Annotated in this window: 17 protein-coding genes; 14 read left to right on the top strand and 3 right to left on the bottom strand. The window is 33.1% G+C overall.

The window, feature by feature from the left end:
* Nucleotides 1–98 precede the first annotated feature (98 nt).
* The 6 genes from EV196_RS06430 to EV196_RS06410 all read left to right on the top strand — a co-directional run bounded on the left by EV196_RS06430 (nucleotide 99) and on the right by EV196_RS06410 (nucleotide 6,573).
* Nucleotides 99–995, top strand: coding sequence for a DMT family transporter (locus EV196_RS06430; protein ID WP_132216357.1), 897 nt, complete (start codon nucleotides 99–101; stop codon nucleotides 993–995).
* Nucleotides 996–1,154: 159 nt separating this feature from the next.
* A complete protein-coding gene (locus tag EV196_RS06425) occupies nucleotides 1,155–3,017 on the top strand; it encodes a DNA topoisomerase IV subunit B (RefSeq protein ID WP_132216354.1) in 1,863 nt (620 codons plus the stop codon).
* 6 nt (nucleotides 3,018–3,023) lie between these two features.
* Nucleotides 3,024–3,158 carry a hypothetical protein gene (locus EV196_RS20215; RefSeq protein ID WP_262711328.1) on the top strand — a complete coding sequence of 45 codons (135 nt, stop codon included), beginning with the start codon at nucleotides 3,024–3,026 and terminating at the stop codon, nucleotides 3,156–3,158.
* Nucleotides 3,159–3,161: 3 nt separating this feature from the next.
* A complete protein-coding gene (locus EV196_RS06420) occupies nucleotides 3,162–5,828 on the top strand; it encodes a DNA gyrase/topoisomerase IV subunit A (RefSeq protein ID WP_132216351.1) in 2,667 nt (888 codons plus the stop codon).
* Nucleotides 5,800–6,177: a lysozyme inhibitor LprI family protein gene (locus tag EV196_RS06415; protein WP_132216574.1), complete on the top strand. Its 378-nt coding sequence runs from the start codon at nucleotides 5,800–5,802 to the stop codon at nucleotides 6,175–6,177. Before EV196_RS06420 ends, EV196_RS06415 begins: the two co-directional genes overlap by 29 nt.
* Before the next feature lie 78 nt (nucleotides 6,178–6,255).
* Nucleotides 6,256–6,573: a hypothetical protein gene (locus EV196_RS06410; RefSeq protein WP_132216347.1), complete on the top strand. Its 318-nt coding sequence runs from the start codon at nucleotides 6,256–6,258 to the stop codon at nucleotides 6,571–6,573.
* Between the two features lie 37 nt (nucleotides 6,574–6,610).
* Here EV196_RS06410 and EV196_RS06405 read toward each other — a convergent pair whose 3' ends face one another.
* Nucleotides 6,611–7,402, bottom strand: a complete 792-nt coding sequence (locus EV196_RS06405) for a TerC family protein (RefSeq protein ID WP_132216344.1) — start codon at nucleotides 7,400–7,402, stop codon at nucleotides 6,611–6,613.
* A gap of 67 nt (nucleotides 7,403–7,469) precedes the next feature.
* Nucleotides 7,470–8,702: a carboxypeptidase-like regulatory domain-containing protein gene (locus tag EV196_RS06400; protein ID WP_243652188.1), complete on the bottom strand. Its 1,233-nt coding sequence runs from the start codon at nucleotides 8,700–8,702 to the stop codon at nucleotides 7,470–7,472.
* A 200-nt stretch (nucleotides 8,703–8,902) separates the two neighbouring features.
* Here EV196_RS06400 and bshC point away from each other — a divergent pair, with 200 nt between their 5' ends.
* The 5 genes from bshC (at nucleotide 8,903) to EV196_RS06375 (ending at nucleotide 15,816) form a co-directional block, all read left to right on the top strand.
* Entirely contained in the window at nucleotides 8,903–10,495 is a 1,593-nt protein-coding gene (bshC, locus tag EV196_RS06395) for a bacillithiol biosynthesis cysteine-adding enzyme BshC (protein ID WP_132216338.1), read from the top strand.
* Between the two features lie 6 nt (nucleotides 10,496–10,501).
* Nucleotides 10,502–11,875: a pyridoxal phosphate-dependent decarboxylase family protein gene (locus EV196_RS06390; RefSeq protein WP_132216335.1), complete on the top strand. Its 1,374-nt coding sequence runs from the start codon at nucleotides 10,502–10,504 to the stop codon at nucleotides 11,873–11,875.
* A 60-nt stretch (nucleotides 11,876–11,935) separates the two neighbouring features.
* Entirely contained in the window at nucleotides 11,936–13,471 is a 1,536-nt protein-coding gene (gene guaA, locus EV196_RS06385) for a glutamine-hydrolyzing GMP synthase (RefSeq protein WP_132216332.1), read from the top strand.
* A 212-nt stretch (nucleotides 13,472–13,683) separates the two neighbouring features.
* A complete protein-coding gene (locus EV196_RS06380; protein WP_132216329.1) occupies nucleotides 13,684–15,588 on the top strand; it encodes a PBP1 and LysM peptidoglycan-binding domain-containing protein in 1,905 nt (634 codons plus the stop codon).
* A complete protein-coding gene (locus EV196_RS06375) occupies nucleotides 15,589–15,816 on the top strand; it encodes a DUF3820 family protein (RefSeq protein ID WP_132216326.1) in 228 nt (75 codons plus the stop codon).
* Between the two features lie 37 nt (nucleotides 15,817–15,853).
* Here the strand turns inward: EV196_RS06375 and EV196_RS06370 are convergent, their stop codons facing one another.
* Nucleotides 15,854–17,593: a DMP19 family protein gene (locus tag EV196_RS06370; RefSeq protein WP_132216323.1), complete on the bottom strand. Its 1,740-nt coding sequence runs from the start codon at nucleotides 17,591–17,593 to the stop codon at nucleotides 15,854–15,856.
* A 215-nt stretch (nucleotides 17,594–17,808) separates the two neighbouring features.
* Here EV196_RS06370 and EV196_RS06365 point away from each other — a divergent pair, with 215 nt between their 5' ends.
* The 3 genes from EV196_RS06365 (at nucleotide 17,809) to EV196_RS06355 (ending at nucleotide 22,347) form a co-directional block, all read left to right on the top strand.
* Nucleotides 17,809–19,449, top strand: coding sequence for a CTP synthase (locus tag EV196_RS06365; protein WP_132216320.1), 1,641 nt, complete (start codon nucleotides 17,809–17,811; stop codon nucleotides 19,447–19,449).
* Nucleotides 19,450–19,526: 77 nt separating this feature from the next.
* Nucleotides 19,527–21,422 carry a membrane protein insertase YidC gene (yidC, locus tag EV196_RS06360; RefSeq protein ID WP_132216317.1) on the top strand — a complete coding sequence of 632 codons (1,896 nt, stop codon included), beginning with the start codon at nucleotides 19,527–19,529 and terminating at the stop codon, nucleotides 21,420–21,422.
* Between the two features lie 223 nt (nucleotides 21,423–21,645).
* On the top strand, nucleotides 21,646–22,347 hold the full coding sequence (locus EV196_RS06355) for a toxin-antitoxin system YwqK family antitoxin (protein WP_132216314.1): 702 nt from the start codon (nucleotides 21,646–21,648) through the stop codon (nucleotides 22,345–22,347).
* Nucleotides 22,348–22,377: the final 30 nt, after the last annotated feature.

The raw sequence follows: 22,377 nt of genomic DNA, 5'->3' as shown, positions 1-22,377 counted from the left end.
GACTTTTTTATTTCTTATAATTTACGTGAAAAGCTTGAACATCGTAATTTTTCCTGCATTTAATTACTCATAAGTTTTTGCATGTTTATATTCGCTGCATGCAAGCAAAAAAAAAATTCATCTCTGGTATTTTAATAGGTATTTTAGGTATCGTTCTATTTTCATCTAAAGCCGTTATGGTAAAATTGGCGTATCAATATCAAGTAGATGCGTTGAGTTTATTGTTATTGCGTATGCTGTTTTCGTTTCCATTTTATTTGGTTGTTGCCATTATTTACAGTAAAAAAGAAAACCCAGCGATTAATATAAAAAGCGATTATTACTGGATTGTGTTTTTTGGTTTGGTGGGTTACTATTTGTCTAGTTATTTCGATTTTGTAGGGCTTCATTATATTAAAGCAAGTTTAGAGCGTATTATTTTGTTTTTGTATCCAACCATCATCATCATTTTCAATAAGTTTTTTTTTAGAAAACCTATAAATTCAACACAAGCATGGGCTATATTTCTAACCTATATTGGTATCATTATTACCTTTTGGGGAGAAGTGGCTATTTCTGGGAATGATACCTATTTGGGCGGTTTTTTCATTTTATTGTGTGCTATTACTTATGCCGCTTATGTGTCGGGGAGTGGTTGGTTAATCCCGAAATTTGGCGTGGTTAAATTCACGGCGTATGTAATGTTGGTTTCTTGCTTTTGTGTATTTATTCATTTCGGACTCTTTTCTAAAATTGATATATTTAGTTTGTCTTGGGAAGTATATTTATTAGGGTTTTTAATTGCCATTTTTGCTACCGTTATTCCATCATTTTTGGTTTCAGAATCTATTAATCGCATCAATTCTTCAAATTTTGCGGTTATTGCAGGTTTTGGGCCTATTTCAACTATCATTTTAGCAGGAATATTCTTAAACGAAATGCTTACTTTATTGCAGTTATTTGGTGCTTTGGTAGTGATTTTTGGCATCTTATTGGTATCTTTAAAAAAGCAATAATTTAAAACAATTTTAAAAAGCAATAAGCTTCATAATTGCTATAAAAACCGTAATTTTGACTTATTAAAAGACATTGTTAATTTCTTTGCGTCATAGCAGTTTCTTTTTTTCTATGGTTGTATTATATTAGCGTCCAATCACGAAATTTTACTCAAATTTATGGCTGAATTAACCAATTATACCGAAGATAATATACGTTCACTCGACTGGAAAGAGCATATCCGTATGCGACCAGGGATGTATATTGGTAAGTTGGGTGATGGGTCTTCGCCAGATGATGGTATTTATATTCTACTAAAAGAGGTTTTAGACAATTCCATTGACGAGTATGTAATGGGGGCTGGAAAAACCATCGAAATTTCCATTCAAGGCAGTAAAGTGACCGTTCGCGATTATGGACGTGGTATTCCATTAGGAAAAGTGGTTGATGTGGTTTCTAAAATGAATACCGGAGGAAAATATGATTCAAAAGCTTTTAAAAAATCGGTTGGACTTAATGGTGTTGGTACAAAAGCTGTAAATGCTTTGTCGTCTTTTTTTAGAGTCGAATCTAATCGCGATAATAAGTCCGCTTCCGCAGAATTTGAGCAAGGAAATTTAATAAACCAAGATTTATTAGACGATACTACCCGAAGAAAAGGAACGAAAGTATCCTTTGTCCCCGATGATACTATCTTCAAAAATTATAAGTACCGTAACGAGTATATCGTTAAGATGCTTAAAAACTATGTGTATTTAAACCCAGGTCTAACCATTGTTTTTAATGGTGAAAAATATTTTAGTGAGCATGGTTTAAAAGATTTATTATCTGAAAATATTAATGAAGGCGATCGTGCTTATCCAATCATTCATTTACGAGGGGAAGATATTGAAGTAGCCATTACGCACAGTAAAACACAATATAGCGAAGAATATCATTCCTTTGTAAACGGACAAAATACCACACAAGGAGGAACCCATTTAAATGCGTTTAGAGAAGCTTACGTGAAAACCATTCGTGAGTTTTATGGTAAAAATTACGATGCTTCCGATGTTCGTAAATCTGTTGTTTGTGCTGTAGCCATTAAAGTCATGGAGCCTGTTTTTGAAAGTCAGACAAAAACAAAATTAGGTTCAACCGATATGGGGGGTGAATTGCCAACAGTAAGAACTTACATTAACGACTTTTTAAAAACCTATTTAGATAACTATTTACATAAAAATCCTGATGCTGCCGAAAAAATTCAGCGTAAAATTCTGCAAGCAGAACGTGAGCGTAAGGAACTTTCAGGAATCAGGAAATTAGCAAAAGACCGTGCAAAATCTGCCAGTCTTCATAATAAAAAATTACGCGATTGCCGTGTGCATTTTGGTGACACTAAAAACGAACGTAATCTAGAATCAACTTTGTTTATTACCGAGGGTGATTCAGCTTCTGGAAGCATCACAAAATCACGCGATGTAAATACACAAGCGGTTTTTAGTTTAAAGGGAAAACCTTTAAATAGCTATGGACTAAGTAAGAAGATTGTTTATGAAAATGAGGAGTTTAACTTGTTACAAGCCGCGTTAAATATTGAGGAATCTTTAGAAGATTTACGTTATAACAACGTAGTGATCGCTACCGATGCGGATGTGGATGGTATGCACATTCGCTTGTTGTTAATCACGTTTTTTCTTCAGTTTTTCCCTGAAGTCATCAAAGAAGGGCATTTGTACATTCTGCAAACGCCACTTTTCCGTGTAAGAAATAAAAAGGAAACTATTTATTGTTATTCCGAAGAAGAAAGAAAAGATGCCATTGAAAAATTAAAACCAAAACCAGAAATAACGCGATTTAAAGGACTTGGTGAAATTTCACCAGATGAATTTAAACATTTTATAGGGGAGAACATTCGTTTAGACCCTGTTATGTTAGACGATAATATGTCCATAGAAAATTTACTAGAATTTTACATGGGAAAAAATACACCAACCAGACAAGAATTTATTATTGACAATTTAAAAGTGGAATTAGATTTAATAAAAGAAGAACAAAATTAAGACATTATGTTGTACAAAAAAGACAAAAAAAAGAGACGTAGTTACGATTATTTAGTAACGCCAAAAAGTAATGAGCATTTAAAAAAGAACAAACAAAAAGGTCAAGTTATTTTAGCAAGACTTGAAAAAAATAATAAGTAATTAATGATTGAAGACGATAACGATTTAATTAACGGTCAAGACGAGCCAAAAGAAACCATAACCCGTATTACGGGCATGTACAAAGAGTGGTTTTTAGATTATGCGTCCTACGTTATATTAGAACGTGCTGTACCCGCTATTGAAGACGGTTTTAAACCCGTGCAACGCCGTATTATGCATTCTATGAAAGATTTAGATGATGGGCGTTATAGCAAAGTAGCAAACATAGTTGGTCATACCATGCAATACCATCCACATGGTGATGCTAGTATTGCCGATGCTATGGTACAAATTGGTCAGAAAGATTTATTAATTGACACCCAAGGAAACTGGGGAAATATTTTAACTGGTGACAGTGCCGCTGCATCACGTTATATTGAAGCACGTTTGTCAAAATTTGCTCTGGATGTTGTTTACAACCCCAAAATAACCGAATGGCAAGCAAGTTATGATGGACGAAGAAAGGAACCCGTTAATTTACCAGTTATGTTTCCGCTGTTGTTGGCACAGGGAGGCGAAGGTATTGCGGTAGGTCTTTCAACCAAAATATTACCTCACAATTTTGTAGAGCTAATTGATGCGTCTATAAAGCACCTACAAGGTAAAAAGTTTGTTATTTTACCCGATTTTCCAACTGCTGGTATCGCCGATTTTTCAAATTATAATGATGGGTTGCGTGGTGGCCGTGTTCGGGTTCGTGCTAAAATATCACAGTTAGATAAAAATACCTTGGTAATTACGGAGTTGCCTTTTGGTACAACCACATCCTCGCTTATAGATTCCATTCTAAAAGCAAATGATAAGGGGAAAATAAAGGTTAAGAAAATTGAAGATAATACCGCTGCCGAGGTGGAGATTTTAGTGCATTTACCAACTGGTTTATCACCCGATAAAACTATAGATGCTTTGTATGCATTTACAAGTTGTGAATCTTCTATTTCTCCTCTAGGATGTGTTATTGAAGATAATAAACCCTTATTTGTTGGCGTAACCGAAATGTTGCGTCGTTCTACTGATAATACAGTTCAGCTTCTAAAAAGCGACTTAGAAATTAAGTTGGATGAACTTGAGGAACAGTGGCATTTTGCTTCCTTGGAGCGTATTTTTATTGAAAATAGAATTTATCGTGATATTGAGGAAGAAGAAACTTGGGAAGGTGTAATTTCTGCTATCGATAAAGGTTTGAAACCTCATATTAAACATCTAAAGCGTGCCATTACGGTTGAAGATATCGAACGATTAACTGAAATTCGAATCAAGCGTATTTCAAAATTTGATATTGATAAAGCGCAACAAAAAATCGATTCTTTAGAAGATCAAATAGCCGAAATAAAACACCATTTAGCAAATCTTATCGATTATGCTATAGCTTATTTCACAAGACTTAAAAAAGAATACGGTACGGGTAGAGAGCGAAAAACAGAAATCCGCACGTTTGACGATGTTGATGCTACCAAGGTAGTGATTCGAAACACCAAATTATACGTTAATAGAGAAGAAGGTTTTATTGGAACTTCGCTTCGAAAAGACGAGTATGTTTGCGATTGTAGCGATATAGACGATATTATTGTATTTACCAAAGAAGGTAAAATGATGATTACCAAAGTGGATGCAAAAACCTTTATTGGCAAAGATATTATTAGGGTAGAGGTTTTCGATAAAAAGGATAACCGAACCATTTACAACATGATTTATCGTGATGGGAAAAGTGGCCCCTCCTATATTAAACGCTTTGCAGTTACAAGTATTACTCGCGATAAGGAATACGATTTAACTAATGGCAACAAAGGTTCTACCACCTTGTATTTTTCTGCAAATCCTAATGGTGAAGCCGAGGTTGTTAGTATATTATTACGTCAGGCAGGTAGTATTAAGAAACTAAAATGGGATATCGATTTTGCCGATATTTTAATAAAAGGTAGAAACTCAAAAGGAAATTTAGTTACTAAATATCCTGTTAAAAAAGTAGAGCTAAAAGAAAAAGGTATTTCCACTTTAAAACCCCGAAAAATTTGGTTTGATGATGCCGTACAACGTTTAAATGTAGATGGTAGAGGCGAGCTGTTAGGTGAATTTAGAGGTGAAGACCGCATCTTAATCATCAGTCAAAAAGGTGTTGTAAAAACCATCATTCCAGAAGTGACTTCGCACTTTGATAATGATATGATCGTAATGGAAAAATGGATTCCTAAAAAACCTATTTCCGCAATATATTATGATGGTGAAAAAGATAAATATTTTGTAAAACGTTTTTTAATTGAAAACGAAAATAAAGAAGAAAGTTTTATTACAAGTCATGATAAATCGCATTTAGAAATTGTCTCAACCGATTGGATTCCTATGGCTGAAATTGAATTTACTAAAGAACGGGGTAAAGAACGAAAAGATAATTTAATTATAAATTTAGAAGAATTTATAGCGGTGAAAGGTCTTACGGCTTTAGGTAACCAACTCACTAAGGAAAAGGTAAACCAAATTAGTTTATTGGAGCCACTACCTTATGAAGCGCCTGAAGAAGTGCATGCTGATGATTTGGAAGTTATTGATGAAGAAGATGTTACTTCAGATTCTGAAGAGAATATAGATGATGCAACTAAAAAAAATAACGATTCAGATTCTGAAAATGATGACGATAAGCCAGATGGTAAAGGGCAAACCAAACTGTTTTAATATTTTTGGTTTATTGATTTTTAGAATCATCATAATTGTTGTTCTAACTTCAGGATTCAACTGTTTTTCGCAAACTCAAGCAGAAATGAACCGAGAGGCTTATGCGGAATTTGATAAATCTGATAAGGAACTGAATGACGTCTATAAAAAGATTTTAACGGCCTATAAAACAGATTTAATTTTTGTTGAAAACTTAAAAAAATCACAAAGAATTTGGATTCAGTTTCGTGATGCTGAAATGCAAATGAAATATCCTGAATATCCAGACAAAATCTATGGTACAATTCAACCAACGTGTAGAGCTTTCTATTTAATGGAACTTACAAATAAAAGAATTGAAACTCTTTAAGAATGGATTAAAGGAACTGAAGAAGGGGATGTTTGTAATGGTTCTGTTAAGATAATAGAAAATATAGATGCCAATTATATGGGAAAGGCATTTATTGAAAAAGATGGTTCCATATGGATGTCTGCTAATATGAAAAAAGACCATCGCATTTTCGGTTATAAAGAGAAAGATATTTACTCAACGAAAATGATTCTATTATCAATATTTACAAATGAAGTAGAGAATAATCCTTTTAACTGTAAATATGGAGCATTTTATGACACAAACGGCATGCATAATTTAAAGTTAAGATACATAGCTACTGAGGACGATTTTTTAAAGATTGAAATTATAAATGAAGGAAAACCCATTGATGAAGTGTATATGCTTAAACAATGGTTTGAATTTGAACAATAATAAAAGCGGTAAAAAATAAACTACTTTAAAAAAGTGATCAGTCCTTTCTTTTTTTCTGAATCCTAAAATTCAAAAACTCCACAAAAAGCGAAAATGCAATAGCGAAATATAAGTAGCCTTTAGGTATAGCGCCAACTTCATTTCCTAAAAATTTAGTGTGCGATAAGTGAGCCGCTTCAGTAATTAGCATAAAGCCAATTAATATTAAAAAGGCTAAACCCAGTAACTGCATACTGGGGTGTTCGTTTATAAACCTGCGAATGGGGTTTGCAAAACCAATCATAACACCTATTGAAATTACCACGGCAATAATCATTAACATTAAATTGTAATTGTGGTTTGGGTGCAGTCCGTTTGTCATACCAACAGCGGTTAAAATAGAATCGATTGAAAAAATAAAATCAATGAGCATAATTTGCACAATAGCTTGCGATAAACTTTTTATTTTTTTGCCTTTTACAACATTTTCATCGTGTTCTGGCATTTCAACTTTTTCATGAATTTCCGAAGTACTTTTGTAAATTAAAAACAAGCCACCACCAAACAAAATTATTGCTTGCCAACTTATGGCTACATGTAGCCACGTTAATTCAACCGTATAAAAAGGTTCTTTTAAGCCTATTAAAAAAGTAACAAAAAACAATAGAATAATACGCTGTACCATAGCCAGAAGTAAGCCAATGGTAGTTGCTTTCGATTGCTGGTGTTCGGGTAGTTTATTGGCAGCAATAGAGATGAAAACAATATTGTCTATACCTAAAATTATTTCTAAAAAAGTTAAGGTTAATAATGCCATTATAGCATCACCGGTAAGTAAAAAATCTATCACAATATAAAAATTTGTATGTAAAATTAATTAAAATTTACATTCACAAATTGTATTTTGAATAAATATTTTAAGTTCTTTTTAATTGTTTCTTGATTTTTTCAATAGCAGATTCTATAGATTTTTCGGGTTCAATAATATTGTATTCACCCCAAAATGCAGGATCTTTAAAACCAGAAGTTTCATCGGCTAAAATGGTGGTTGGTTTTAGCATGTTTTCTCTGCTTTTGGCTATATTAGTGTTGTTAACACGCCAATCAGTTATTGCCATTTCACTATTTAACGTGTAAATACTGTTAAATAATTTTCCTTTCCAATTCACTTTAAAAGTTAATAAAATATTACTGTAAGCATATTGCCATTTCCCATTTTGAGTTCTGTAATTTACCCGATACGTGGCTTCGGTAGGGTACACATCTACTTTTCTTGGTTTTTTCCGAATGTACATTTCGCTTGCTAGTTTCCTGTTTTCAACATTTAAACTGAAAACGGCATTTGTTAACGCTAAAGTTTTAGAATCTATATAAAGTTTGCCGTAATATAAAGGCTCAATAATGCTCGGTTTTTGCTTAAAATTTATAACATAAACAGGGTTGTTGTTTACTTGTGTGGACTCCCCAAAACTAAAATCATAAAGAGGTATGTTGTCGTTAGTGAAAATATATTCAGGGTATTTTATAATATCGGTATATAAATTACAAAAAGGGCCACCTTGTAATTTTACAGCAAGCGTATCTAACCTAGTATAATCGGTACTTTTCCTAGATTTTATAAGTTCTATAGCATCATTTTTAAAATTGCTATACGGTTGTTTATGTATTTGAACCACAGCTTCAGATAAAGAAGCATTTTTTCGTCTTTTCTTAATGGTTTCTCTATAAAAACCAGTCATTAAAGCATTATCACTATTATAAACATGCCTATTTTTTAGGGTTTCTCTTAATAAAGTTTCAGCATTTTTAAAGGTTTTAATTTCTATAGCGCTTAATTCTGTAGCAGAAGGAGTTAAGGTGATTTTTGAATTTGAAATTAATTCAGAAATTTTTAATTCCTTTTTTTGATACCCTAAATGTGAAAATATTACAGCTTTTGAAGTTAATGAATCGGGTACTTTCAATACAAATTCACCATCGGAATTAGTTATAGTACTCATATTCGAATCTAAAATAATGATATCTGCAAAAATGAGAGCATCTTTTGAATCCTCATCAATTATTTTTCCTTTTATTTCGATAAATGTAGGTGAAGTTTGCGCATAATAATGTTGCAATCCAATAAAGAAAAGGAAGTAACTAAGTATCAAAATAAAAAAACGTTTATTTTTCATGACGCATTGATATATAAATGATTATACTCTATTAAGATACGAATAATTGTTCTGTTTTATATGTATTTTAATGAAATTTTAAGATTATATTTAATATGTTGTGGTTAAACTCTTAACTAAATTTTTAGATTTTAAAATTGTATTAACTGTATCTTTACGTTTTAATTATTTAGTATATGCCAACCGATTGTATTTCATTTAAAAAAACAGGATATTTTTCTTCACTTATAGGTGATTATTTAGATGAAAAACCAGAACAAAAAGTGTTTTATAACCGCTTTCCTAAACTAGAGAATTTTAAAGCTCAAATTGAAGAAAAGCAATCAACAGTGCGGTTAGACATAAGAATAGCTTTAGCAGAAACTTTAGAAAAACAATATAAAAGCATTGAAACTTCTAACGCTACCTTAAAAAACATTGAAAGTTTAACGTCTGAAAACACCTTTACCATTACCACAGGGCATCAATTAAATCTATTTACGGGGCCTTTATATTTTTTATATAAAATAGTTTCCACAATCAATCTTACAAAAACATTAAAACAGAAATATCCTAATTACAATTTTGTACCCATTTATTGGATGGCTACTGAAGACCACGATTTTGAAGAAATTAACTACTTCAACTTTAAAGGTAAAAAAGTACATTGGACAAAAGAAGCAAGTGGTGCTGTTGGGGAATTGTCAACCGAAGGTCTAGACGCCGTTTTTAATCAATTTTCTTTAGAATTAGGCACAACCAAGAATGCTGAAAATATAAAATCACTTTTTAAAGAAACGTATTTAAACCATGATAATTTAGCTGAAGCAACGCGTTATTTAGCTAATAAATTGTTTAAAGATTACGGTTTGGTCATATTAGATGCCAATGAAAGGACGCTTAAAAAGAAATTCGTTCCTTTTATGGTGGATGAAGTTATTAATAACACAGCTTGTGAAAGTGTTACTAAAACAAACGAAAAGCTTGCTATCCACTATGGCATTCAAGTAAATCCGCGCGAAATAAATCTGTTTTATTTGGCTGAAAATTTAAGAGAACGCATTGTTTTTGAAAACGATACATACAAAGTAATTAACACCAACATTACTTGGAATAAAGATGAAATTGCCAAAGAAATTTTAGATTTCCCAGAGCGTTTCAGTCCAAACGTTATTATGCGTCCGTTATATCAAGAAATTATTTTACCTAATTTATGTTACATTGGTGGTGGTGGCGAGTTGGCTTATTGGTTTCAGTTAAAACAGTTTTTTAATAAAGTGGAAGAACCTTTTCCTATTTTGTTGTTGCGTAATTCGGTATTAATTCAATCGGAGAGACAATCTAAAAAGCTTCAAAAATTACAAATTTCAAATGAAGATATTTTTTTGAAACGGAACAGTTTTATTAACAAAAAAGTACGTGAAATTTCAAATATAGATATTGATTTTTCAGAACAAAAAAAACTATTAAAATCTCAGTTTGAAGGTTTGTACAAACTTGCAGAAGAAACCGATAAATCTTTTTTAGGCGCTGTAAAAGCTCAAGAAGTTAAACAAATAAAAGGTTTGGATGCTTTAGAAAAACGCCTGCTTAAAGCACAGAAACGTAAATTATCAGACCAAGTTTCTAGAATGATAGACATTCAAAATGAATTATTTCCTAACGGAAGTTTGCAAGAACGAAACACCAATTTTTCAGAGTTTTATTTGGAATATGGCGAGAAATTAATTCCAGAATTAATAAAAAACCTAAATCCGCTTCAACAAGAGTTTACACTTTTAACCTTATAATTAAAAATGCATAAAATTGATATTGAATTGGTAGAAATGACACTAGATGTCATGAAATATACTATTGATAGAATTTCATCAACAGCCAACAAAATAGGAAAACCTCAAAAAGAAGAAGCTTTAAAGGCATTGGTAGGTGAAACAATTACAAATGAAGGCATAGGCGGTGAAGTGGCTTTTAACTTGTGGAAAAAGCATTTAATGCATGCTAATGTGCCGTTAGATCATCCTAGAAATTTAGCTTTTGTTCCGGCATCACCAACGAGGGCCGCTATTATGTTCGATTTAGTAACTTCGGCATCAAGTATTCATGGTGCTTATTGGATGGAAGGTGCTGGTGGTATTTTTTGTGAAAACGAAGCCATGCGTTGGATGGTCTCTTTAACAGGATTGCCAGAAGGCGCTTTTGGAGTGTTTACTAGTGGAGGTACCGCTGCAAATCTTTCTGCTATAGTCACAGCAAGAGAGTATTGGAGAAGTATAAATGAAGATAATAAATATAAAAAAGGACTTATAATAACTTCTATAGGAGCACATTCATCTGTAAAAGCTATGGCAAAAGTAGCCGATATTGATGTGTTACTTGTAGATACTGAAGATAAGTTGGAAGCCATCGAATTACAACAAACTATCAATAACTTAACAGGTCTTCAACGTGAGCGATTGTTTGCTGTTGTTGGTACTGGAGGCACAACAAATGCGGGTATAATTGACGATTTATCCGGTATCGGGCAAATATGTAAAACGGAAAAATTGTGGTTTCATATCGATGCCGCTTATGGTGGAGGCGCCTTGGTAGCCGATTCTGTTAGGTATTTATTTAATGGTATTGAAACGGCGGATAGTATTACCATAGACCCACATAAATGGATGTTTTCGCCTTACGATTGTGGTGCTGTAATTTATAAAAATCCAGAATTAGCAAAACAAGCGCATACACAAGAAGGTTCGTATTTAGATATTTTTAAAGATGAAGGTGCTGTTGGTTTCAACCCGAGCGATTATCAAATACAGCTTACGCGTCGTGTACGTGGGTTGCCTTTGTGGTTTTCGTTAGCGATGCATGGCGTTAACAGATATAAAGAAGCGGTAGAACGTGGTCTGGAATTGGCACAAATAGCAGGTAAATTAATTGAAGAAATGCCTCATGTTGAGTTGGTTCGAGACCCTAGCTTATCTTGCGTTTTGTATAGAAGAATAGGTTGGAAACCAGAAGATTATACGCATTGGACGTATGAAAACCATAAAAAAGGATTTGCTTTAGTAACACCTACCAAATGGAAAACGGGTGCTAGTTTTGAGACCGTTTCACGTTTTTGTTTTATAAATCCTGATACCACAGAAAACGATATTCAGATGATTTTAGAGAGCATGATTTAAAATTTTAAAAAAAATCATAAATCATAAATCGTAATTATAAAATCCTTGCTATTTTTGCGCATGCAACATGACAAGGTACTTATTTTAGACTTCGGATCGCAATACACACAACTTATTGCACGTCGAGTTCGAGAACTCAACATTTATTCCGAAATTCATCCATTCAACAAAATTCCAACCGATATTGAAAGTTATAAGGCAGTGATACTGTCTGGTAGCCCAAATTCTGTTAGAAATGAAGATGCTTTGCATCCAGATTTATCGAATATTAGAACTAAAAAACCACTTTTAGCAGTTTGTTACGGTGCGCAATATTTAGCTCATTTTTCGGGTGGAAATGTAGCGCCTTCAAACACAAGGGAATATGGTCGTGCTAATTTATCTTTCATAAAAAGTAACGAACCATTTTTTGCACATATCCATACAGGAAGTCAAGTGTGGATGAGCCATAGTGATACTATTAAAGAACTACCAACTAATGGGGTTTTAATAGCAAGCACACACGATGTTGAAAATGCAGCATATAGAATTGATGGTGAAGAAACCTATGCCATTCAATTTCATCCAGAAGTGTATCATTCAACTGATGGAAAACAGATACTACAAAATTTTTTAGTAAACATTGCAGGGTTACATCAAGATTGGACTCCCGATTCGTTTGTTGAAGAAACCGTAGCCGCTATTCAAGAAAAAGTAGGAAACGATAAAGTAGTGTTAGGCTTGTCTGGTGGCGTCGATTCTACCGTGGCCGCTGTACTTTTACACAAAGCCATTGGTAAAAACTTATACTGTATTTTCGTAAATAACGGTTTGCTTCGTAAAAACGAATTTGAAAGTGTATTGAATCAATACAAAGGTATGGGACTTAACGTAAAAGGTGTTGATGCTTCCGAGAGGTTTTTAACGGCTTTGAAAGGATTAGAGGATCCGGAATTGAAACGTAAGGCCATTGGTAATGCATTCATAGAAGTTTTTGATGATGAAGCTCATAAACTTACCGATGTAAAATGGTTAGCGCAAGGTACTATTTATCCAGATGTTATAGAGAGTGTTTCTGCTACAGGAGGGCCTTCAGCAACTATAAAAAGTCATCATAACGTAGGTGGTTTGCCCGATTTTATGAAACTTAAAATCGTAGAACCGCTTCGTGCTATTTTTAAAGATGAAGTAAGACGCGTTGGTGCTACTTTAGGGATTGATCCAGAGCTTTTGGGACGTCATCCATTTCCAGGTCCAGGTTTGGGAATTCGTATTTTAGGCGATATCACTGCCGAAAAAGTGCGTATTCTACAAGAAGTAGATGCTATTTTTATTAACGGCTTAAAAGAATGGGGCTTGTACGATAAAGTTTGGCAAGCTGGTGCTATGTTATTGCCTGTTAATAGCGTAGGCGTTATGGGAGATGAGCGTACTTATGAAAAATGTGTAGCTCTTAGAGCGGTGGAGAGTACCGATGGAATGACAGCCGATTGGGTAAATTTACCCTACGAGTTCCTTCAAAAAACATCAAACGACATCATAAATAAAGTGAAAGGCGTGAATAGAGTTGTTTACGACATCAGTTCGAAACCACCAGCAACTATTGAGTGGGAATAAATGCCTGCGAAAGCTGTAATCTTTTGATATTAAATAAGTTGTTGGATAAACAAAATTTATAAGTTATATTTATTGCGTTAAGTTGTATTGTTTATACAATTTAAACGTATATAATTAAGACGGTACAAAATACGTGTTGCCTCATTTTTGGCATGTTATATGTATACAGCAAACCGTATTGTTCTTAACACAATTAAAAAAAATAGATTTACATGATTAAATTCTTTTCCGTTTTATGTTTCGCATTCGTGTTCAACTTAAACGCTGTAACTGCACAAAACTTTAGTACTCACCAAGTTAAAAAAGGAGAAACTATTAACGGTATTGCCTCCCGTTATGGCGTAGGTGTTTCCGATATTTATGCTTTGAATCCAGATGCAAAAAAAGAATTAAAAGCCAATACTATTTTAATCATCCCTATTTCTAAAGCGAAAAAAACAGAAATTTTTACTACAAAGGAATTGGTAGGCTATAAGGAACATAAAACAAGTAGAAAAGAAACCTTGTATAGCATTTCAAAACGCTATGATGTGACTGAAGATGATATAAAAAAGCACAACACTTTTTTATATGCCAATACATTAAACAAGGGCGATAAACTTCAAATACCTGTTTTTAAAATAGTTAAAGAGGAAGCGAAATCAGTAACTAAAAAGTATACAGTTCTGCCTAAAGAAGGAAAATGGCGTGTTGCTTATAAATTTGGTATTACGGTACAGGAGCTTGAAGATTTGAACCCAGGTATGGGAGAGGTTTTGCAAGACGGACAAGAAATTAATGTGCCGAATATAGGTGGGGATAATGTTAAGGTTTTTGATGAAAAATACAGCTATTATAACGTATTACCTAAAGAAGGTTTTTATCGGTTAAAAGTTAAGTTAGGATTAGAGCAAGCTCAATTAGAAGCTTTAAATCCTGAACTAAAAGAAACGGGTTTAAAGGAAGGTATGGTTTTGAAAATTCCGTACACAAATAGTATGAATGTTGCTGGGGAACCTATTGCTAAAAAAACGCAATTAGTAACTAAAATCACAAATTTTGATACCAAGCATATTGCAATTATGTTGCCTTTTAGGTTGAATCGTGTCGATTTCGATTCCATTCGCGATGTAAAAGGGAGCATAAAAAAAGATCCTTATTTAGATGCCTCTCTAGATTTTTATACAGGGGTGTTAACCGCTTTAGATTCCCTAAAATCATTAGGGCTATCTGTTAAAGTGGATGTTTACGATACCAAATATCAAGTAAGTGAAGTATTAAAAATATTGAACGAAAATAATTTTAAAGATGTTGATGCAGTTATTGGCCCCCTAACATCTGAGACTTTTGACAAAGTAGCTTCCGAATTACGTGCTTTTCATGTACCGGTGATATCTCCCATTGGTACTAATTTAACTTTGTATGATAATGTGTTTCAATCACGACCATCAGATGATTTGTTAAAGGATAGAATAGTAAATTTTGTTAAAGCAGATTCCATAGAAAAAAATATAGTTATTGTTTCAGATACTAAAAATGCCGCAATTGCAAACAACCTTAAACAAACATTTGCTTCTGCTAAAGCGGTTTATTCAAGAAAAGGAAAAACAGGCAACGATTTAAATTTTCTTTATGTTGAAGATATTCGAAGCCATTTAAAACCAGGCAGAAATTATGTGTTTTTAGAAACGCAAAGCGAAGGGTTTGCATCAAACGTTGTAAGTGTTTTAGCGTCTTTAAATAGTGCAGCTACAGAAGTTATTTTAGTAACAACCAATTTTAATCCAGCTTTTGAAGGGGAACAAGTATCAAACGATCAGTTATCAAAACTTCAACTTCATTTTGCAACTACCACAAAGTCGTATGAAGATATGGAAAGCAATTCGTTTGTTAAAAACTACACCAAAACATATAACGCCACACCTAGCAAACGTGCTGTAAAGGGTTTTGATTTAACTATGGATGTGGTATTGCGTTTAGCAACGTCTAAAGATTTGTACCAATCTGTTAACAATGCGCCACTTACCGAGCATGTTGAGAATAAATTTGGCTATAAAAAGAAACTGATGGGTGGTTACTACAATGATGCTACTTATATTGTAAAGTATCAGGATTTAGAAATAGTTGAAGTAAAATAAGTGCTTCCAGACAAACAATTCTTAATAGATTTAGCACATACCAAAATGCCGTTTGGTAAGTATAAAGACCGCTATTTAATAGATTTACCCGAATATTACGTGGTCTGGTACCACCAAAAAGGCTTTCCTAAAGGAAAATTAGGCGATATGCTGAAACAGGTATACGAGCTTAAATTAAACGGGTTGGAGGATTTGATCCGGAATATTAGGAGGCAGTATCCTAAATAGGGTTTTGGAAGGTTCGTATGATGTTAGTTATATTGTTTTATTCGATAAGTTTCATTTTATACCTAACGTAATGAATGCTTTCAGTAGGTTTTCCATCTTTTAAAGCAGGTTCAAATTTCATTTCTGCCATACTTGCTTTTACTTCTTTATCTAACCACAAATTATCAGCAATCGCAAATTTTATATCCTTGACATTTCCTTTTTTATCTACAAATAAGTAATATCCATAAGACATTATGTGGTCATCTCCATATCCTTCGAAAATTGATATTTCTGCCTTGAAATTTTCTGCCAATTCTAAATCGTTAATGGGCATTGGTTCATTGTCTGGTAATTCGAAGTTTTCGTGGTCTTTATAACATCCTTCACACAACTTTGAAATGATGAATGTTTCAACTTTTGAATTTTTATATTTGGGAAAATTTTTAGTTGAAACTGAACTTCCATTTTTGTAAACAGTTTCTTGTTTTAGATTACCATTCTCATAAAAATTTCTAGTAATTCCGTTTTCCTTACCATTTTCCATTTCTTGATAAAGTGTTAGAATTCCGTTTGTGAAAGTTTTCTGTTTTCCGTGTCTTTTATAGTCTTTGTACTCTTGTTCATTTCTGTTAACTTTATCTCCAAACATTAAATATTCATTGACATAAAGACCAGTACCATTTGTTAAAGTTTGCTCTCCTTTATTATTCCAATGATTTTTAAGTCTAAAGTCTCCATTTATAAATTCTGCCTCAACTTTTTTGCTTCCATTTTCATAGAATTCTAGCCATTCGCCTTCACGTTCATAGTCTGATTTGTATGTTCCTGATTTTGCGAGCTGTCCGTTTTCGTGCCATTCTTTGTACTCGCCAATTCTTTCGTTTTTTTCTATAAGTTTTGCTTCAAGTTTTTTGGGATTTCCATTTTCAAAATACCATTTGTGTATTAAGATGTTTTTTGATGGCTCTTTAGTTATTTGATATTTTAATTTTCCACTATCATAGTATTCTATTCTTTCTCCAGTTTGTTCTCCTTTTTTGTAATCTATTTTTTCTTTTAGTTTTCCGTTTTCATAAAAAGACTTGAATTCTCCATTTATTACACCTTGTTCAAGCTGAAACTCTTCTTTGACTGTTTTGTCAGCATAAAAAGTCTTGCAAAGACCAGTAAAAGTAATATCAAATTCTTTTTCATCTTCGTCAAGACATATTTCGTTTGGGTTTTTACGGATGTAAGATTCAATTAAAGACATTGTCTTTTCATTCATTTCATAATACTTGTCGTCAAGCAAAGACATTTCGTCAAGCCTATCATAAAGGTCGCTCCCAAACAAATCACTTTCTTGTGCTTTATCCATTAGATTTTTGTTTTTTTGATAGATTTTATCTGCTTTTTTGACCAGATTAGTCATTTCAGTATCTCCAATATGTTCCAACCCTTTAATTATTGTTGGAACATAAGGTCCGTAACCATTATAGTAGAATTGAACAAATCCACCATTTGTGACTTGAGCGTCTAAATACCACCAATAATAAAGTGCTTTCTGTCCGTACGATAAGGATTTTCCACGTTCAATTTCGTGCTCTTTATCCTTTACAAATTTTGATATTGGTTCAAGTACAAACCAGCCAAAATCATAACCACTTAATTTGAAAAATTCGCCTTTATTTAGTTTAGGTCGGAAATGTTCAGTTTTATCAAATTCCCAATAAGGATCGTTTTCGTTTTGGGCTTTGCAACCTAATAGATTTAATAGGTTTATCATTATTATTGAAATGGTAAAGATTCTTTTCATTCTTGATGTTAGTTCAACATTATAGCTAACTACAAGTATATGAAATCATTTTAATGTTTTGTATCCAAAGTTAAACGAATTTAAAATAATTTTCACAAAACCAAACTAATTTTCCTACCAACACCCATGTTAATAAACGCTCATTAAATAACTAAAAACTTATTCGAGAATAACTATTTAAATTTTGTAAATTTGCCTGCGTTTATAAGCGCAACATGACAACTACAGCAAAATACATTTTTGTAACCGGTGGGGTTACATCTTCCTTAGGAAAAGGCATTATAGCAGCATCACTCGCTAAGCTATTACAATCACAAGGTTACAGGGTAACGATTCAAAAATTAGATCCATATATCAACGTCGATCCAGGAACTTTAAATCCATACGAACATGGCGAATGCTATGTGACTGAAGATGGTGCAGAAACCGATTTAGATTTAGGACACTACGAGCGTTTTTTAAACGTACCAACCAGTCAAGCAAACAATGTTACTACGGGTCGCATTTACCAAAGTGTGATACAAAAGGAACGCAGAGGTGAGTTTTTAGGTAAAACGGTTCAAGTAGTACCTCATATAACTGATGAAATTAAAGAACGTATTCAGATTTTAGGAAAATCGGGCGATTATGATATCATTATTACAGAAATAGGTGGAACTGTTGGTGATATTGAATCCTTACCATACATAGAAGCCGTGCGCCAGTTACGTTGGGATTTGGGTGAAAATAACGGTATTGTTATTCATTTAACCTTAGTACCATTTTTAGCGGCAGCAGGCGAATTGAAAACAAAACCAACCCAGCACAGTGTTAAAACCTTAATGGAAAGTGGTGTGCAAGCCGATATTTTGGTGTGTAGAACGGAGCACGATTTACCATACGATTTACGTAAAAAACTGGCATTATTCTGTAATGTTAGGGAAGAAGCAGTTATTCAATCTATTGATGCTTCAACCATTTACGATGTACCAAATTTAATGTTGGAAGAAGGCTTGGATAAAGTGGTTCTTAAAAAATTAGGCTTGGAAAGTTCGACGCCAGATATTACCAAATGGAATCAATTTTTAACACGTCATAAAAACCCAAAAACCGAAATCACTATTGGTTTAATAGGGAAATATGTGGAGTTGCAAGATTCATATAAATCTATTTTAGAAGCGTTTATTCATGCAGGTGCAGAAAATGAAGTGAAAGTAAATATTGAGTCTGTTCATTCTGAATATTTAAATGAAGATAATATTAAGCTGAAATTAGCTCATTTAGATGGTGTTTTAGTAGCGCCAGGTTTTGGTGAGCGTGGTATTGAAGGTAAAATTGATGCAGTAAGATATGTACGCGAAAACAATGTGCCGTTTTTTGGTATTTGTTTAGGGATGCAAATGGCAGTGATAGAATTTGCTAGAAATGTATTGAACCTTAAAGATGCGGATTCTACTGAAATGAGTCCAGATACTAAAAATCCTGTTATAGCTTTGATGGCAGATCAAAAAAATATTACCGATAAAGGAGGCACTATGCGTTTAGGTGCTTGGGATTGCGATTTAAAAATGGGTAGTGCTGTGCGCGATATTTATAAAGCGGCAAGCATTAAAGAGCGTCACAGACACCGTTACGAATTTAACAGTAAATATAAGGAACAAATGGAAGCTGCTGGTTTGGTTGCAACGGGTTTAAATCCTGATACCGGATTGGTGGAGATTGTGGAAATACCAAGTCATCCATGGTTTATAGGAGTACAATACCATCCAGAATACAAGAGTACCGTAGCCAACCCACACCCTTTATTTGTGGCATTCGTTAAGGCGGCTTTGAATTATAAAAAGAAGAAGTCAAGTGTCAGAATGGCACAAAATTAAAATTGGTTAACTTATTGATATAGGGTAGTGCGTTTCATTTATAACGTCAATCTTTTTACTAGATACATAAAGAATACATGGAAGAAAAAAAATTAGACATTAATTCGGTAATAGGTTTTGTGCTTATTTTCGGAATATTAATGTACATGCTTTGGCAAAATCAACCAACGCCAGAAGAACTTAAAGCACAAGAAAAAGCGAAACAAGAACAAGTTGAAGCAGAAAAGCAAGCAAAAGTTCCACAAGACACAAAAGTAACTACCGCCGAAGATTTTACAGTTGGTACAACCGATTCGCTTCAACTAGTAAATTTAAAAAGTAAATTAGGTGCTTTTGCATATTCTGCAGCTACAGCATCTAAAGAAGAAACCGTTGTAGAAAGCGATTTGTTAGCTTTGAAATTTAACAATAAAGGCGGGTATCTTTCTGAAGTAAAACTAAAAAAACATACCGATTTTAAAGATCAGCCCATTTATCTTATTAAGGATAACAACGCTTCTTTAAACATTAATTTCGGAACGACCGATAGCAGAATTCTAAATACCAAAGATTTATATTTTCAACCTACGGTAACTAAAAATGGAAATTCTACGGTTGTTTCTATGAAATTAAAAGTATCTGAAAGTAAATTTTTAGAGTACAGATACGAGTTGAAAGATGGTGATTATATGATGGATTTCACCATACGTTCACAAGGGTTAAGTGATGTTATTAACAGTTCGCAACCCGTTAATTTAGATTGGAATTTAAAAACCTACCGCCATGCTAAAAGTATTTCTTATGAAAACAGATATACCGAAGTTGTTTTTGAATACGAAGATGGTAAAGATGATTATTTAGGACAACGCGAATTATCTGATGATACCGCGGATGATGTAACCTACGTAGCCTTCAAACAACATTTCTTTACCTCTATTTTATTAGCGGATACCCCATTTAAAACGGGTGCTTTTGAATCTAGAAACTTAGTTCAAAATGAAGATATTGATACGATTTATACCAAAGCCTTTTCGGCAAAATTGCCTTTAGAATTGGCTGGTGGTGAGATTAATAAATCGATGGATTGGTATTACGGTCCAAGTGACTTTAAAATTCTAAATAAATACGATAGAAATCTAGATGAAGTAGTGCCTTTAGGTTGGGGAATTTTTGGATGGATAAATAAATATGTATTCATTCCTTTATTTGCCTTTTTGGGAGACTTTATGCCTTACGGAATTGCTATTATTGTGATGACGATATTAATAAAATTATTAATGTCTTTTGTACAGTACAAGCAGTTTTTATCGCAAGCGAAAATGAAGGTTTTAAAACCAGAATTGGATGCCATTCGCGAAAAGCATAAAGACAATAAAATGAAAGCGCAACAAGAAACCTTGGCGCTTCAAAATAAAGCAGGAGCAAGCCCCATGGCGGGATGTTTGCCAGCATTGGTACAATTGCCTGTATTTTACGCACTGTTTCAATTTTTCCCATCGGCTTTTGATTTAAGACAAAAAAGCTTCCTTTGGGTAAAAGATTTATCATCGTATGACACTATTGCAGAATTACCTTTTAAAATTTGGTTTTATGGTGACCACGTAAGCTTGTTCCCCATATTAGCCTCTATTGCTATTTTCTTCTATATGCGCTTAACAACGGGAGACCAAATGGCTTCGCAACCAACGCAAGAAGGGATGCCGGATATGGGGAAAATGATGAAGTATATGATGTATTTTTCACCAATTATGATGTTGTTCTTCTTTAATAATTACGCATCAGGATTGAGTTTATACTATTTCATTTCAAACTTAATTAGTATTGGTATCATTTTAGTAATTAAAAACTACATTCTTGATGAGGATAAAATCCATGCTCAAATTCAGGAAAATAAAAAGAAACCTAAAAAAGAAAGTCGTTTCCAAGCAAAAATGAAGGAAATGATGGAACAAGCAGAACAGCAAAAACAAGCGCAACAAAAACGCAAAAAATAATTTAAAGGCTGTCTGAAAAGTGTAGTTTTCTGTCATATTGAGCCTGTCGAAATATTTTAACTTACTGATAATAAATATCGGTTTCGACAAGCTCAACCAGACAAAGTAAATACAATACACTTTTCAGGCAGTTTTTTTTATATACAATTTGAGACCAATAGTTTCGTTTATAGGTTATTCAGAAATATAAAATAATCATCCTTATAATCAATTAATATAATAGATGAAAACACTAGTTACTGCCTTATTTTTATTAGTTAGCACACTTCTTTTAGCACAAGAAATAAATCAATTAGATGCCAATGGAAAAAATCATGGTGTTTGGAAAAAGAATTTTGAGAATACGAAGGTTCTTAGGTATGAAGGTGCGTTTTCTCATGGTAAAGAAATAGGTCTTTTCAAATTTTATAAAAACATAAAGAATAAAGCAGTTTTAACGGCTACTAAAGAGTTTAATGAAAATAATAATAAAGCCTATGTGAAATTTTTCACTTCAACAGGGAAAGTTGTGAGTGAAGGCCTAATGGACGGTAAAAAATACATAGGCGAATGGAAGTATTATCAAAAAACAAATGATAAGTTGTTAACTTTAGAACGTTATAATGATTTTGGAATCTTGCATGGAGAACGTACCGTTTATTACCCAAACGGACAAATAGCAGAAAAGCAAACGTATAAAAACGGGAAACTTGATGGCGTTTCGGTAGTTTATTCTAATACAAATGTATTATTAAGTGAAGTAATATATGTTAATGGTGAATTGCATGGGTATTCAAAATATTATTCACCAAAAGCTGAATTGGTAGCAGAAGGTTTATACAAAAACGATAAAAAAGATGGCATTTGGAAATATTACAAAGACGGGAAATTAACTGAAGAAAAAGATTTTACTTATATTCCTCAATACATAAAAAAAACTCCTTAATTTCTTAAGGAGTCCCTTTTCATAGACAAT

The sequence above is a fragment of the Mariniflexile fucanivorans genome (genome assembly GCF_004341235.1).
GTDB lineage: Bacteria > Bacteroidota > Bacteroidia > Flavobacteriales > Flavobacteriaceae > Mariniflexile > Mariniflexile fucanivorans.
The sequence above is the reverse complement of the archived record's forward strand: the minus strand, read 5'-3'. Positions and strand labels throughout refer to the sequence as shown.

Excerpts from the sequence above, each read along its gene's own strand:
- EV196_RS06370 (WP_132216323.1), bottom strand. The coding sequence starts at position 17,593 with ATGAAAAGAATCTTTACCATTTCAATAATAATGATAAACCTATTAAAT.
- EV196_RS06355 (WP_132216314.1), top strand. The coding sequence starts at position 21,646 with ATGAAAACACTAGTTACTGCCTTATTTTTATTAGTTAGCACACTTCTT.
- EV196_RS06415 (WP_132216574.1), top strand. The coding sequence starts at position 5,800 with ATGGTAAAGGGCAAACCAAACTGTTTTAATATTTTTGGTTTATTGATT.
- EV196_RS06430 (WP_132216357.1), top strand. The coding sequence starts at position 99 with ATGCAAGCAAAAAAAAAATTCATCTCTGGTATTTTAATAGGTATTTTA.
- EV196_RS06365 (WP_132216320.1), top strand. The coding sequence starts at position 17,809 with ATGACAACTACAGCAAAATACATTTTTGTAACCGGTGGGGTTACATCT.
- guaA (WP_132216332.1), top strand. The coding sequence starts at position 11,936 with ATGCAACATGACAAGGTACTTATTTTAGACTTCGGATCGCAATACACA.
- bshC (WP_132216338.1), top strand. The coding sequence starts at position 8,903 with ATGCCAACCGATTGTATTTCATTTAAAAAAACAGGATATTTTTCTTCA.
- EV196_RS20215 (WP_262711328.1), top strand. The coding sequence starts at position 3,024 with ATGTTGTACAAAAAAGACAAAAAAAAGAGACGTAGTTACGATTATTTA.
- yidC (WP_132216317.1), top strand. The coding sequence starts at position 19,527 with ATGGAAGAAAAAAAATTAGACATTAATTCGGTAATAGGTTTTGTGCTT.
- EV196_RS06380 (WP_132216329.1), top strand. The coding sequence starts at position 13,684 with ATGATTAAATTCTTTTCCGTTTTATGTTTCGCATTCGTGTTCAACTTA.
- EV196_RS06425 (WP_132216354.1), top strand. The coding sequence starts at position 1,155 with ATGGCTGAATTAACCAATTATACCGAAGATAATATACGTTCACTCGAC.
- EV196_RS06410 (WP_132216347.1), top strand. The coding sequence starts at position 6,256 with ATGGGAAAGGCATTTATTGAAAAAGATGGTTCCATATGGATGTCTGCT.
- EV196_RS06390 (WP_132216335.1), top strand. The coding sequence starts at position 10,502 with ATGCATAAAATTGATATTGAATTGGTAGAAATGACACTAGATGTCATG.
- EV196_RS06420 (WP_132216351.1), top strand. The coding sequence starts at position 3,162 with ATGATTGAAGACGATAACGATTTAATTAACGGTCAAGACGAGCCAAAA.